This window comes from Pseudarthrobacter sp. NPDC092419, assembly GCF_044755045.1.
In the GTDB taxonomy this organism is placed as follows: domain Bacteria; phylum Actinomycetota; class Actinomycetes; order Actinomycetales; family Micrococcaceae; genus Arthrobacter.
This window is the reverse complement of the sequence record NZ_JBIVQF010000001.1, coordinates 683,361-696,487: the sequence shown is the minus strand read 5'-3', so window position 1 is coordinate 696,487 and position 13,127 is coordinate 683,361. Positions and strand designations below refer to the sequence as shown.

Here is a 13,127-nt window from a genome sequence, read left to right as displayed (position 1 = left end):
GCGGCTCGCCGGCTGCCGGGCGTTTGCCGGCTGGACGGCGCTTGGACCGCGGGCCCTGCCGTTGCCATGATGGAGGCATGAACGGAAGAAACTGGCCATGGGACGCGTGACGCAGCGCCGCAAGGTGCATAAATACGTCTTGGACGGCAGCCCCCAAGCCCTGGAGTTCCCGGTCCGGCACCGCGAAGATGTGCTGGCTGTCGAAGAGCCGCTGGAGATGCGCCTGGACAGCCTCTCCTACTCCGTGACCATGCGCACCCCGGGAGACGATTTCGACCTCGTGGCCGGCTTCCTGGTGGCCGAGGGCATCATCTGGGAGCCGGAACAACTCGTCTCCCTCCGCTTCTGTGCCGGCGAAGACGAAAACGGGATGCAGACCTTCAACGTGGTGGAGGCCCAGCTCCGGCCGGACGTGCCGCGGCCGGCCACCGGACGGAACGTCTACACCTCCAGCGCCTGCGGCATTTGCGGCACGGACTCCGTGGACGCGGTCCGGAAATCCTCGCACTACAGTCCGGAAGCGGATCCGCTCAGCATCGGCGCGGACGTCCTGGCGTCCCTCCCCGCCCTGCTCCGCAAGTCCCAGCGCCTCTTCGACAACACGGGCGGAGTGCACGCTGCCGGACTTTTCCGGATAACGGACGACGGCGGCGCGCAGCTTTTGTGCCTCCGCGAGGACGTGGGGCGCCACAACGCGGTGGACAAGGTGGTGGGCTGGGCCCTCCGGGAAGGGCTGCTCCCGCTGCGCGGGACCGTGCTGCAGGTGTCCGGGCGGGCATCCTTCGAGCTGGTGCAGAAGGCGGCCCTCGCCGGGATCCCGGTCCTCTCCGCGGTCAGCGCCCCGTCCAGCCTTGCCGTGGAGCTGGCCGAAGCCAGTGGCATGACGCTGGCAGGCTTCAGCCGGGGCACCAGCCTCAATGTCTACTCCGGGGACGCCCGGGTGCGATTGGCACCTGCCGGTGCGCCGCCGTCGTAATCCCCATCGGCAACACTCTTGAATCCGGGGATCCGCGGATCCGCGCCGGGCAGGGGTGCTGGTGCTTGGTTATCCTCCGGCCAGCCGGTAGATTTTTCCATCGAATGGACATCGCGGTCCCACCCAAGTCTAAAGAGGCCCCTATTGCATGACGACCGACGGATCACGGAAGTCCGGCTGGAGCGGTTCGTCCGCGAACGGATCAACCCTGCGGTCTACACGCGGATGGTGCCGCTGGAACTGAGCAGCTGGGAGGCCCCCGGGGAACCTGTCCCCGCTCTGGAGGCCATGCGGCAGGAATTCCGCCCGCAGGAACACGGTGCTCCGTGGGGCAGGCCGTGGAGCACCACGTGGCTCCGGCTCCAAGGCGAGGTGCCAGAATCCTGGGGCAGCCGCGCGGACACCGCCGTTGAGGTCGTGGTGGACTTGGGCTTCACCCTGGAAGCGCCGGGATTCCAGTGCGAAGGCATCGCCTGGCGTGCGGACGGCACCATCATCAAGGCGATCTCGCCCCGGAACCAGTACATCCCCCTGAAGCTGCTTGGCAGCGGGATGGCCGTGGACTTCTACGTTGAGGCGGCGGCCAACCCGGACGTGGCCGGGGGCTGGACCTTCGCCGCAACCCCCTACGGGGACAAGGCAACCGCCGGAACCGCGCCGCAATACCGGTTCGGGAGGATCGGCATCGCCGAGCTGGACAAGACCGTGTGGGAACTCCAGCAGGATGTGTGGACCCTCGCGGGACTGATGAAGCAGCTGCCGCTGGAGCTGCCCCGGCGGCACCAGATCCTCCGCGCCCTGGAACGCATGATGGACATCATGGACCCCGACGATGTCGCCGGCACTGCCGCCGCAGGGCGGGAGGAGCTCGCGGATGTCCTGGCCAGCCCGGCCTACGCGTCCGCGCATCAGCTGGTGGCCACCGGGCACGCCCACATCGACTCTGCCTGGCTTTGGCCGGTCCGCGAAACCATCCGCAAATGCGCCCGGACGTTCTCCAACGTGGTGGCTCTGATGGACGAGGACCCGGACTTCGTGTTTTCCTGCTCGTCAGCCCAGCAGTTTGCATGGATCAAGGAGTACTACCCGGAGCTGTTCACGCGAATCCGTGAAAAGGTCCGCTCGGGCCAGTTCGTGCCCGTCGGCGGCATGTGGGTGGAATCGGACACCAACATGCCCGGTGGGGAGGCGATGGCGCGCCAGTTCGTGGAGGGCAAGGGTTTCTTCCTGTCCGAATTCGGCATTGAGTGCCGGGAGGCCTGGCTGCCGGATTCCTTCGGCTACTCCGGGGCGCTGCCGCAGATCGTGAAATCCGCCGGCAGCCGCTGGTTCCTCACGCAAAAGATCTCGTGGAACCAAACCAACCGGATGCCGCACCACACGTTCAACTGGGAGGGCATCGACGGCACCCGGCTCTTCACGCACTTCCCGCCCGTGGACACGTACAACGCCGAACTCAGCGCCCGCGAGTTGGCGCACGCCGAACGTAACTACCGGGACCACGGCCATGGCAGCGTGTCGCTCGTGCCGTTCGGCTATGGCGACGGCGGCGGCGGACCCACGCGCGAAATGCTCGCCGCCGCACGGCGCAGTGCAGGCCTTGAAGGCTCTCCAAAGGTGCGGATCGGTTCGGCCGAGAGCTTCTTTCGCCAGGCGGAGGAGGACTACCAGGTGCTGCCCGTCTGGGTGGGCGAAATGTACCTTGAGCTCCACCGCGGCACCTACACCAGCCAGGCGCGCACCAAGCAGGGCAACCGGCGCGGCGAACACCTGCTGCGCGAGGCCGAACTGTGGTGTGCCACGGCGGCCGTCCGCGCTGGCTTTGCCTATCCTGCAGCCGAGCTGAAGCGGCTCTGGCAACTGGTCCTCCTCCACCAGTTCCACGACATCCTGCCGGGCAGCTCCATCGCCTGGGTGCACCGCGACGCCGAACGCAACTACCAGGCCATCGCCGCGGACCTCGAGGCCCTGATTGGCCAAGCCGTGGCTGCGATGCTGGGGCCCGGCAACACTACATTCCTGCTGAACGCGGCCCCGCATGCCCGCGACGGCGTTGCCGCGCTGGGCGCCGCGGTGCCTGCCACGGCGGCAGCAGCGGCCACGGTCAGCGCGGCCGCCGCCCCCCAGCTGGGCGGCTATGTCCTGGACAATGGCGTGATCCGGGCCGTGATCGATGCCGACGGCCTGCTGGTGTCCCTGACGGACTACGCCAGCGGCCGCGAAGCCATCGCGCCGCGGGAGCGCGGCAACCTGCTGGAACTGCACCGGGATACCCCCAACGAATGGGACGCCTGGGACATCGACGAGTTCTACCGCCGCAACGTCACGGCGCTGGTCGCCGCAGAGTCCGTCAGCGTGGCGGAGGACGGGTCATCCGTGCGGGTGGTCCGGACCGTGGGAGCATCGGCCATCACCCAGCTGATCACGCTGGCACCGGGCAGTCCCTCCCTGGCCATCACCACTTCGGTCGACTGGCACGAACGGGAAAAATTGCTCAAACTCGGCTTCCCGCTGGACGTCCGGGCGGACCGGTCGGCTGCGGAAACGCAGTTCGGCCACGTCCTGCGCCCCACGCACACCAATACCTCGTGGGAAGCAGCGAAGTTCGAAATCTGCGCCCACCGCTGGATCCACGTGGGCGAGCCGGGCTACGGCGTGGCCATTTCCAATAATTCCACGTACGGCCACGACGTCACCAGGGCCATCAGGGAGCACGACGGCGGCACCACCACCAACGTGCGCCTCTCGCTGTTGCGTGCTCCCAAGTTCCCGGACCCGGGGGCCGACCGCGGACAGCATGAGCTCACCGTCACCATCCGTCCGGGGGCCGGCATCGCCGATGCGGTCCAGGAGGGCTACCGCACCAACCTGGCGCGACGGCTGGTGCGGGGTGCGGCGCCCGTGGAACCGCTTGTTGCCGTGTCCAGCCCGGCGCTGGTGGTTGAAGCGGTCAAGCTGGCCGAGGACGGGTCAGGGGACGTCATCGTCCGGCTCTACGAATCGTTGGGCGGGCGCGCCCGGGGCACTGTCACGGCAAACTTCCCGGCCCGGGGAGTCCGGACGGTGGACCTGCTGGAGCGGGACATCGCGGTGCCCGGCATGGAGGTGCTGGAAGGTGCCGGCGCACTGGGGAGTATCGCCGGCGGAGCGGTGGCGGCGGACCTGACGGTGCGACCGTTCCAGCTGGTGACGCTGCGCTTTGCGCGGTAACCGAAGCCAAGAAAGAGGATCCGCCTGAGAACAGAGGCTTGTTCGCAGGTACGTGCCGTCAAGGTCCGGATCTGCGAACAACCTCTGATTCGGGGGAGGCCGTGAATCCTGCCGTTAAAAAAGGCTGAGTGGGGGCGGTCCCCAACGGCCGCCACCACTCATCCCCCCAATTGTGCGAAAGCATGCGGGGCCACCCCGGCGTCCAAGAATTTCTCCCCGTTCGCAAGACGCCATTTGCCCCGCTTTCACACATTCATGATTGAATCACATTCTAATGATTTTGTGAAAGTGCTTGGGGTTACTTTTCAGTAGATTTCCTGGCCACGGCTTGGCGCGTGTTCAGGACCTTCGCCACCCAGATCAAAGCGAGCCCCACCACGTAGCAAAGCACCGCGGTGTAGTTCACCAGGTATTTGAGCTGGCTGAGTTCCGGCGGCACCACCGGGAACAGCAGGGTCAGGGCGATGGCTACCCCTCCGGTGCCCAGCAGGAAGGCAGCGACCCGGACCAGGACGGGCAGGCGGCTACGGACGGCGCGCACCATGGCAGGCAACAGCACCAGGGATACGTAGGCGGGGTACGCCCGGCCGGCAGCGCCGTAATACTCCACCAGCACGGCGTTGCGTTGATCCTTGTGGGCCTGCGCCACCATTCCGGCGGAGGATCCCGCCGTGTCCATCAGGAGGAACACCGCCACCAGCACCAGCGAAACCGCCAGGAGGACCAGCATGCCCACGCGCCCGGTAATCAACCGGTAGGCATCCTGGGCCCCGAAGCCCCGGGTCACCCGGATTCCCACGAAGTAGATGGCCGCGAAGATGATGAAGCGCAGCAGCAGGTTGCTGTAGTTCATGCCGCCGAGGGCCTGGTCGATGGCTACGTACGGGTCATGGATGCTCAGCAGGGTGGCCAGCGTCATCAGGAAGAAGATATAGAACAGCGAACGGTTCTGCCCGCGGAGCGCGCTGGGCATGCGTGCGGCGGCGACCATGCCGCACGTGGCCAGTGTTGCCCACTGAATGAATTCGATCATCCCAGGTTCTCCCATATCTGTTCCGTCTGCGCGGTGTCATGCTCCTGCCGGCGCAGGACCTTGCCGAGTGCCTGCAGCCGTTCCCCGGCGAGGGCGGTGAGGTCGCCGTCGGACATCGCGTCCACGGCCGCCTGCCGGGCATCCGGCGGCCAGCCCGCCTCGGCCTCCGTTACCAGGCCGGTCGCCACCAGCCCGCCGGCCGGTCCCACCCCCGCTGCCAGGGACGTGGCAACGGCCAGTTCCGGCGACAGCCGGTTCGCGGTGAGCTGGGCGGAAAAGTTCTGGGGCGCGACGCCCGTGGCGGCGGACACGCGGTGCCGTAATTCGCCGTCGTCAATGGCATCCACCCAGTTCCGCACCGAGGTGGCGTGCGGGGCGGGCGTGAGCGACGGTGGTCCCGCCGAACCGTGCGGGCCGGCGGCCTGCGCGGTGTTCTCCGCCGTGGTCTCTGCGGTGCGGGCCAGCACGGCGCGAAGGAGGTCAGGAGTGGAGACCTGGCTGACCAGCTCACCGTGCGTCGGCGGCTGCGGCGGCCCGGCCAGGCTGCGGTAGGCGTCAAACCCGGCCAGCGCCGCCACGGGATTCAGGCCATAGGCGCGACTGATGGCCACGACGGTTGTCTCCGCCACCTTGCCGCGCACCAGCTGCTGGGCGAGGGTGGTCCGTTTGATCCCGGAAACCCGGCAGATGTCCGCCGTGCTCGTATCGGGGGCAATGCCCTGCAGCCAGCGCTGGAAGGCCTTGGCGGGTACGGGCATGGAGGGCTTCCTGGACGACTGGTGGGTGCAATGATTTTACCGCGTCACGGCTTCGACGATTTTACCCCCACGGGTGTTTCGACTATTCTTAATTGCTGAGCCCGTTGGTCCGTACACCCCCCAAGTCCGGACCAGCGGGCTCTTTCACGTCTGCGGCCCGGACGTCCGCTCCCCGCTGCGAGCACCCCTTGCCCGGCACTGTCCCGCGGACCCGGCCGGACGACATCAATGAAGGAACAGACCCATGACAGCGACGCTCGTAGCCAAGGACATCTCCGGCGGGCATGACCACCGGCAGCTGTTTTCGAACCTTTCCCTGACGGTTGCGCCTGGGGACGTCGTGGGTGTGGTGGGCGCCAACGGCGCCGGGAAATCAACCCTGCTGCGCATCCTCGCGGGTGTGGACCAGCCCCAGGCTGGAACCGTCAGCCTGGCGCCCTCGGATGCCTTCGTGGGCTGGCTTCCGCAGGAACACGAACGGACCGCGGGCGAGACAGTGACCGGCTACATCGCCCGGCGCACCGGCTGCGCGCAGGCCACGGTGGAGATGGAAACCACCGCCGAGGCGCTGGGCAGCGGGGCACCGGGCGCAGACGATGATTACTCCCGCGCGTTTGACCGCTGGATGGCCTCCGGCGCCGCCGACCTGGAGGAGCGGATACCCGCCGTCCTGGCGGACCTTGGCCTTGACACCGGCGCCGATGCAGAGATGACGGGGCTTTCGGGCGGGCAGGCCGCGCGTGTGGCGCTCGCGGCACTCCTGCTCAGCCGGTTCGACGTGGTGCTGCTCGACGAGCCCACCAACGATCTTGACCTGGCGGGGCTGGCCAAACTGGAGGACTTCGTCAAGGGACTCCGCGGAGGCGTGGTGTTGGTTAGCCACGACCGTGAATTCCTGGCCCGCTGCGTCACCACCGTGGTGGAGTTGGACCTCGCCCAGAATGCCGTGGGAGTTTACGACGGCGGCTACGACGCCTTCCTCGAAGAGCGCGCCGTGGCGCGTCGGCACGCACGCGAAAAATATGAGGAGTTCGCCGCCACCAAGGCGGACCTGGTCTCGCGTGCCAGGACCCAGCGCGAATGGAGCTCCCAGGGCGTCCGGAACGCGATGAAGAAAAACCCGGACAACGATAAAATCCGCCGGGCCGCCAGCACCGAGTCCTCGGAGAAGCAGGCCCAGAAGGTCCGGCAGATGGAGTCCCGCATCGCCCGCCTCGACGCGGTGGAAGAGCCCCGCAAGGAATGGCAGCTTCAGTTCTCCATCGGCCAGGCGCCCCGGTCCAGCTCCGTGGTGGCAACACTCCGCGATGCCGTGGTGCGGCAGGGCGGCTTCACCCTGGGCCCGGTCAACCTGCAGTTGAATGCTGGCGACCGGATCGGCATCACCGGTCCCAATGGGGCCGGCAAGTCCACCCTGCTCCGGCTGCTCCTGGGCGCGACTGCACCCGATTCGGGCAGCGCAGCCATGGGAGCGTCGGTGGCCATCGGCGAAATCGACCAGGCACGAAACCTGTTGGCCGGCGACGAAAGGCTTGCGGACGCCGTCGGAAATGTCCTGGTGGACCTGACACCCGCGGAAGTCCGCACACTGCTGGCCAAATTCGGACTCAAGGCGGACCACACGGAACGGGCGGTGGACTCGCTCTCGCCCGGCGAGCGGACCCGGGCCGCACTGGCCTTGCTGCAGGCCCGCGGGGTCAACCTGCTGGTCCTGGACGAACCCACCAACCACCTTGACCTGCCCGCCATCGAACAGCTCGAGGAGGCGCTGGAAAGCTATGATGGCGCGCTCCTGCTGGTGACGCACGACCGCCGCCTGCTGGAGAACGTCCGCCTGGATGTACGTTGGGCAGTGGACAACGGACAAGTAACGGAGCAGCAGCAATGAGCATGGACCGCGTCGCCTGGCATTCGCTTTACAACATCAGCACCGCGAAGAGCCGCTCCCGGCCGTTCTCGAAGGCAACACTCAAGCGCGTCCTCGGTTTCGCCCGGCCGCACCGCGGCAAGCTGCTCGCCTTCGTCGCCCTCTCCGTGGTCATGGCGTTTCTCGCCGTGGCCACCCCGGTGCTCGCCGGACAGGTGGTGGACGCAATCGTGGCCAAGGCCCCGGCCGGCGAGGTGGTCCGCCTGGCCGTGCTGATCGCCGTCGTGGCCGTCGCCGAGGCCGGGCTGGGCCTGGTGAGCCGCTGGCTGTCCTCCACCATCGGCGAGGGCGTCATCGTGGACCTGCGGACCCGGGTGTTCGACCACGTCCAGAAGATGCCCATCGCGTTCTTCACGCGAACCCGCACCGGGGCGCTGGTCAGCCGCCTGAACAACGACGTCATCGGCGCCCAGTCGGCGTTTGCCGGCACGCTCTCCGGCGTGGTGAGCAATGTGGTGGCACTGGTCCTCACCCTGGTGGTCATGCTGGGAACGTCCTGGCAGGTGACCGTGCTGGCCATGGTCCTGCTGCCCGTGTTCCTTGTTCCGGCGCGCCGGATGGGGTCCCGGCTGGCGGACCTGCGCCGCGAGGCCGCCGAGCACAACGCCACCATGGGCACCCAGATGACCGAACGGTTCTCCGCCCCCGGCGCCACCCTGGTCAAGCTGTTTGGCCGGCCAGCGGACGAATCCCGCGAGTTCGCGGTGCGGGCCGGCCGGGTCCGCGACATCGGCGTCCGCACCGCGATGCTGCAGTTCACGTTCGTCACCGCCCTGACCCTGGTGTCTGCGCTGGCCCTGGCCCTGGTGTATGGGCTGGGCGGCTGGTATGCGATCACTGGCCAGCTGGCGGCTGGCGACGTGGTGGTCCTCGCGCTCCTGCTGACCCGCCTGTATGCCCCGCTCACCGCGCTGTCCAACGCCCGGGTGGAAATCATGAGCGCCCTGGTCAGCTTTGAACGGGTCTTCGAAATCCTGGACCTCAAGCCGCTGATCCAGCAGAAGCCGGACGCCGTGGCGGTCCCAGCCGGACCCGTCTCCGTGGAGTTCGACGACGTCCGGTTCGCCTACCCCTCCGCGGACAAGGTCTCGCTGGCCTCCCTCGAGGAAGTATCCACCCTGGATACCCGCGGCGGCGAGGAAGTGCTGCACGGCATCAGCTTCCGGGTGGAACCGGGCCAGACCGTCGCCCTCGTGGGTTCCTCCGGGGCGGGCAAGTCCACCATCGCGCAGCTGCTCGCCCGCCTCTACGACGTGGATTCGGGGGCCGTGCGCCTGGGCGGGTCCGTGCCGGGAACGGGCCTGGACCTCCGGGACACTACCTTCGATTCCCTGCGCGACACCCTGGGCATGGTGACACAGGACGGGCACCTGTTCCACGAAACCATCGCCTCCAACCTGCGCCTGGCCCGGCCGGACGCCACGGAGGAGGACATGTGGGAGGCCATCCGGCAGGCCCGCCTGGAAACCATGATCCGGTCCCTGCCGGACGGGCTGGAAACCGTGGTGGGGGAGCGCGGCTACCGGCTCTCCGGCGGCGAGCGGCAGCGGCTCACGATTGCCCGGCTGCTGGTGGCCCAGCCGCGCGTGGTCATCCTGGACGAGGCAACGGCAGCCCTGGACTCCACGAACGAGGCCGCCGTGCAGGCCGCCCTCGGTGCTGCGCTGGAAGGACGGACGGCGCTGGTGATTGCCCACCGGCTGTCCACGGTGCGGGCAGCCGACGCCATCCTGGTGGTGGAGGACGGCAGGATCGTAGAGCAGGGCACGCACACCGAACTCCTCGCCGCGGACGGACGCTATGCGGAGCTGTACCGGACGCAGTTCGCCGAGGCCGCCGCAGTGGCGGAGGAAGCGGTGCCGGAGCTGTAGGGGACGGGCGGCCTACGGTTTACTGAGCCCGGGCAGGATATGGTCCGTGAGCAGCGGCGCCAGATCCTGCGTGGGCGGGGCTGCCGGGTCCAGCCAGCGGATCTCCTCGATCTCGGCCGACGGGTGGGCCGTCCAGGTTCCCGGGGCCCTGAAGACCGTAGCCTCGATGTCCGTTGCGGCCTCGTTGGCGGCGTCTGCGATCCATACGCCCAGCAGGTCCAAAGCTGCAGGGTCCAGGACGATCCCCACCTCCTCTGCCAGCTCCCGTGCTGCGGCCTGGGCTGCCGACTCCCCGGCTTCAGGCTTGCCGCCGGGGTGCATGAACATCCCGGTCCCGCGTTTGCGGACGGTCAGCAGCCGGCCGGCGTCGTCGAAGACGCAGACGGCGGAGACTACGATCCGATCCTTCACGCGTCTTCCGTTCGGGTGAGGCGGGACGTGAGCAGCAGGTCCTTCCGCGGACCCGTCACATCCCAGCGGTAGCTGAATCTGTGGCCGCCCTCGAAGATATACGTCACACGGTATGTGTCGGGATCGCACCAGTGCCGGTCCAGATTGGCCTCCGCGGAGAAGCTCATCCGGTGGAAGGGGCGGCCGTCCGGAAAGAACACGTCCAGTGCGTCCGGGCGCCCGGACGGGCGCAGAAGATACTCGCGGAAGGCGGGCCCTGCGAAAGAAGGCCAGCGCACGGTGCCTTCCTCGCGCAGGGAGAGGCCGCCGTCGGCCGTGGAAACAAAGCGGACGACGCCGGAGAAGGTTCCGCGGGTGCCCAGCGAGCGGTCCAGCAGGTCCCGGTCCACGCTCCACGTGCCGGGGCCGGGATCGCCGGGGCCCAGCAGGTAGGCGCGGAGGTCAAACTCCGGGGAGGGAAGGTTCAAGTGCCCTCGATTGGAATCGAACCAACGACACCGGCTTTAGGAGAGCCGTGCTCTATCCACTGAGCTACGAGGGCGGGCGTCCGAAGGATCGGCGGGGCCGGTCCGGGCGGACACGGATACAAGCATACAAGGTATGGGCACGTACTACGCTCAAGGCATGAGTCCAGCCCCCCAGGCCACCTCCGCGGTGGTACTGATTCCCGATACTGCATCAACCCGCCAATACATCGGCGGCTGGGCCGTGCTGAGCGTGCTCCAGTACTTCGCGGCCGAAGCGGCGGCAATCGGCGCCTGGGCAGGGCCCGGACCCTACGACCTGAGGACGGGCTACATCAGCGACCTGGGTGCGCTGCACTGCGGGATCTTCGACGGGCGCGAGGTCTGCTCGCCGCTCAACTGGTTGATGAACGCCTCGTTCGTGGTCCAGGGCCTGGGCATGGTGGTGGGCGCCCTCCTGCTCAGCTCGGCCCTGCTGTGCGTGGCTGCGCGGTCAGACCTTCGCATCCGTCCCGGCACCCGGAAGCCGTGGCTGGCGGCGCTGTGGGTCCGGCTGCTGACCGGACTGGCAGGGGCGGGAACGGTGATCGTCGGCCTGGTCCCGGAGGATGCGGGATCCGGCTGGCACTTGGCGGGCGCGGTCATGTACTTCCTTGCGGGTGCTGCGGCCCTGGTGGTCCTGGGGCTTCTGTGGCTGCGCAAGACGCCCATGGCCTGGTTCATCCTGGCCTGCGGTGCCGTGTCCCTGGCCGCGCTGGCCACCGGCGGGCTCACCGGAATGGCGGTCCCTGAGCCGGGCACGCTGGAACGGCTGATGGGCTACCCCGTGACCGTGGGCATGGCCACGGCGGGCCTGGTCATCGCCCGCCGGGTGCACCGCCACCGGAAGGAACTCCGGGCCGCATCAATTGCTGCCTAAGGGTCGTTCAGGCTGCTCAAAAGGACCATTACGGAGCACTCGATGGTGGGTCCGGTCAGCGGATTGCCTTCTTCGTACTCCTGCTCAGCACTGCTGCCACGCCCCCGGCCAGCAGGCTCAGCACCAGCAGCACCCAGCCGGCAACCGTCAGGCCTGAGGCCAAAGCCACCTGGCCGGCGTCCGGCGCCGCCGAGGCCATCATCGCGTCGATGGCGGCATTGCCCCAGAGCCGGGCCACCACAAACAGCAGCGGAACCGCCCACAGCGCCCAGCGTAGGGCCTTGCGGGTCACGCTGGTGCCGATCAGGAGCAGCCACGTGAAGCCGAAGATCAGCGGGAAAAGCGTGCCTGCGGTCTTGTGGACGTAGTTGAGCTGGCCACGGGCGTCGCCGTCCATGGCACCCTGCAGCTGCGAGATGTAGGCCGGGTCGAAGCCACCCACCTGCGAATCGGGCATGGCCAGTCCGCCGGACAGATCCGTGAGCTGGTTCAATGTGAGCAGGTGCAGGTACCAGAACAGGAACAGGCTGGCCACCACCCCGGCGATCAGGATCAGGTTGCTGTTGTTCTGCGCCTTCTCCGGCGTGCGGGCCGTGGTGGGATTGATCACCGGGGGCAGGTGGTGCTGTGGAACAGCTGCCTTGGAGCCGTGCTTCTTGATGCGCTGGGCAGGGGTTTTTGCCATGGCACCATTATCGCGCCCCTAAACTGAAGCCATGACCATTGGCAGGCACAGCGCTGTTCAACTTGACCCTTCCCTGGACGACTACCAGCTGGCCGCGGCCCTGGTCCGCGAGGCCGGACAGCTGGCGCTCCTGATGCGGATGGCGGGCCTGCAGTCGCAGCAGAAGACCTCCGTGTCGGATGTTGTGACCGCGGCGGACCACGCCGCCGAGGCCTATGTGCTGGAGCAGCTGCAGCGTTGCCGGCCGGATGATGGCATCGTCGGCGAAGAGGGCGCCTCGGTGGCCGGGACCAGCGGCCGCACCTGGGTGATCGATCCGGTGGACGGCACGTACAACTTCCTGCACGGAGCCACCTACTGGTGTTCCGCAATTGCCCTCAAGGACACCTCCGACGTGCTGCTCGGTGCCATCTACCAGCCGGAGGAAGACAAGCTGTGGCTGGGCGGCCAGGGGCACCCTTCTTCCCTCAACGGCGAGAAGATCACCGCCTTCCGCGACAACGGGGGAGAACGCAACGCCGCACCCCTCGCGGACCTTGGCGCGGCCACCTACATCCACCCCACCTGGCTGATGAACCCGCTGTGCGCCATGCCATGGCATTCAGCGGCAACATCTGCTGCGGCGCTCCGGATGCTGGGTTCCGGCTCCTGCGACCTGGGCCGCGTTGCGGACGGGCAGCTGGGGTGCTGGTTCCAGCACAGCTGCCCGGAATGGGACTGGCTGCCGGGCAAGGCTATCGTCCGGGCGGCCGGAGGCGCGGTGGACACCGTCACGGTGAACGGCCTGGAGTGGTTCATGGCAGGTGGAACGACGGCGGTGCGCGGCCTGCGTGCCGCCCTGGAGTCCGCTTCGGTGCAGTAATCCACAGGCCG

General features: G+C 67.9%; 11 protein-coding genes and 1 tRNA gene. 6 read left to right on the top strand and 6 right to left on the bottom strand.

The features are described 5' to 3' along the window. Positions 1-97: 97 nt before the first annotated feature. Both fdhD and ACIQC0_RS03105 read left to right on the top strand, forming a co-directional pair. On the top strand, positions 98-976 hold the full coding sequence (gene fdhD, locus ACIQC0_RS03110; protein ID WP_377214983.1) for a formate dehydrogenase accessory sulfurtransferase FdhD: 879 nt from the start codon (positions 98-100) through the stop codon (positions 974-976). 144 nt (positions 977-1,120) lie between these two features. Beyond that, on the top strand, positions 1,121-4,186 hold the full coding sequence (locus ACIQC0_RS03105; protein WP_400532511.1) for an alpha-mannosidase: 3,066 nt from the start codon (positions 1,121-1,123) through the stop codon (positions 4,184-4,186). 298 nt (positions 4,187-4,484) lie between these two features. Here ACIQC0_RS03105 and ACIQC0_RS03100 read toward each other — a convergent pair whose 3' ends face one another. Then, entirely contained in the window at positions 4,485-5,219 is a 735-nt protein-coding gene (locus ACIQC0_RS03100; protein WP_400532510.1) for a hypothetical protein, read from the bottom strand. Beyond that, positions 5,216-5,977, bottom strand: coding sequence for a hypothetical protein (locus ACIQC0_RS03095; protein ID WP_377214986.1), 762 nt, complete (start codon positions 5,975-5,977; stop codon positions 5,216-5,218). The genes ACIQC0_RS03100 and ACIQC0_RS03095 overlap by 4 nt, the downstream gene beginning before the upstream one ends. 244 nt (positions 5,978-6,221) lie before the next feature. On the opposite strand from ACIQC0_RS03095, the gene abc-f reads away from it, so the two are divergent. Then, on the top strand, positions 6,222-7,865 hold the full coding sequence (gene abc-f / locus ACIQC0_RS03090) for a ribosomal protection-like ABC-F family protein (RefSeq protein WP_400532509.1): 1,644 nt from the start codon (positions 6,222-6,224) through the stop codon (positions 7,863-7,865). After that, on the top strand, positions 7,862-9,775 hold the full coding sequence (locus ACIQC0_RS03085; protein WP_400532508.1) for an ABC transporter ATP-binding protein: 1,914 nt from the start codon (positions 7,862-7,864) through the stop codon (positions 9,773-9,775). The genes abc-f and ACIQC0_RS03085 overlap by 4 nt, the downstream gene beginning before the upstream one ends. 12 nt (positions 9,776-9,787) lie before the next feature. On the opposite strand, the gene ACIQC0_RS03080 is transcribed toward ACIQC0_RS03085, so the two are convergent. The 3 genes from ACIQC0_RS03080 to ACIQC0_RS03070 all read right to left on the bottom strand — a co-directional run bounded on the left by ACIQC0_RS03080 (position 9,788) and on the right by ACIQC0_RS03070 (position 10,727). After that, positions 9,788-10,186, bottom strand: coding sequence for an NUDIX domain-containing protein (locus ACIQC0_RS03080; RefSeq protein ID WP_400532507.1), 399 nt, complete (start codon positions 10,184-10,186; stop codon positions 9,788-9,790). Next, on the bottom strand, positions 10,183-10,653 hold the full coding sequence (locus tag ACIQC0_RS03075) for a DUF6314 family protein (RefSeq protein ID WP_400532506.1): 471 nt from the start codon (positions 10,651-10,653) through the stop codon (positions 10,183-10,185). The genes ACIQC0_RS03080 and ACIQC0_RS03075 overlap by 4 nt, the downstream gene beginning before the upstream one ends. Before the next feature lies 1 nt (position 10,654). Then, a tRNA-Arg gene (locus ACIQC0_RS03070) sits at positions 10,655-10,727 on the bottom strand. A gap of 83 nt (positions 10,728-10,810) precedes the next feature. Here ACIQC0_RS03070 and ACIQC0_RS03065 point away from each other — a divergent pair. Then, on the top strand, positions 10,811-11,569 hold the full coding sequence (locus tag ACIQC0_RS03065; protein ID WP_400532505.1) for a DUF998 domain-containing protein: 759 nt from the start codon (positions 10,811-10,813) through the stop codon (positions 11,567-11,569). Between the two features lie 55 nt (positions 11,570-11,624). Here the strand turns inward: ACIQC0_RS03065 and ACIQC0_RS03060 are convergent, their stop codons facing one another. Continuing rightward, on the bottom strand, positions 11,625-12,254 hold the full coding sequence (locus ACIQC0_RS03060) for a hypothetical protein (RefSeq protein ID WP_400532504.1): 630 nt from the start codon (positions 12,252-12,254) through the stop codon (positions 11,625-11,627). Between the two features lie 31 nt (positions 12,255-12,285). On the opposite strand from ACIQC0_RS03060, the gene ACIQC0_RS03055 reads away from it, so the two are divergent. Then, positions 12,286-13,116, top strand: a complete 831-nt coding sequence (locus ACIQC0_RS03055; protein WP_400532503.1) for an inositol monophosphatase family protein — start codon at positions 12,286-12,288, stop codon at positions 13,114-13,116. The last annotated feature ends 11 nt before the right edge of the window (positions 13,117-13,127 follow it).

Excerpts from the sequence above, each read along its gene's own strand:
- abc-f (WP_400532509.1), top strand. The coding sequence starts at position 6,222 with ATGACAGCGACGCTCGTAGCCAAGGACATCTCCGGCGGGCATGACCAC.
- fdhD (WP_377214983.1), top strand. The coding sequence starts at position 98 with ATGGGACGCGTGACGCAGCGCCGCAAGGTGCATAAATACGTCTTGGAC.
- ACIQC0_RS03100 (WP_400532510.1), bottom strand. The coding sequence starts at position 5,219 with ATGATCGAATTCATTCAGTGGGCAACACTGGCCACGTGCGGCATGGTC.
- ACIQC0_RS03055 (WP_400532503.1), top strand. The coding sequence starts at position 12,286 with ATGACCATTGGCAGGCACAGCGCTGTTCAACTTGACCCTTCCCTGGAC.
- ACIQC0_RS03060 (WP_400532504.1), bottom strand. The coding sequence starts at position 12,254 with ATGGCAAAAACCCCTGCCCAGCGCATCAAGAAGCACGGCTCCAAGGCA.
- ACIQC0_RS03095 (WP_377214986.1), bottom strand. The coding sequence starts at position 5,977 with ATGCCCGTACCCGCCAAGGCCTTCCAGCGCTGGCTGCAGGGCATTGCC.
- ACIQC0_RS03085 (WP_400532508.1), top strand. The coding sequence starts at position 7,862 with ATGAGCATGGACCGCGTCGCCTGGCATTCGCTTTACAACATCAGCACC.
- ACIQC0_RS03065 (WP_400532505.1), top strand. The coding sequence starts at position 10,811 with ATGAGTCCAGCCCCCCAGGCCACCTCCGCGGTGGTACTGATTCCCGAT.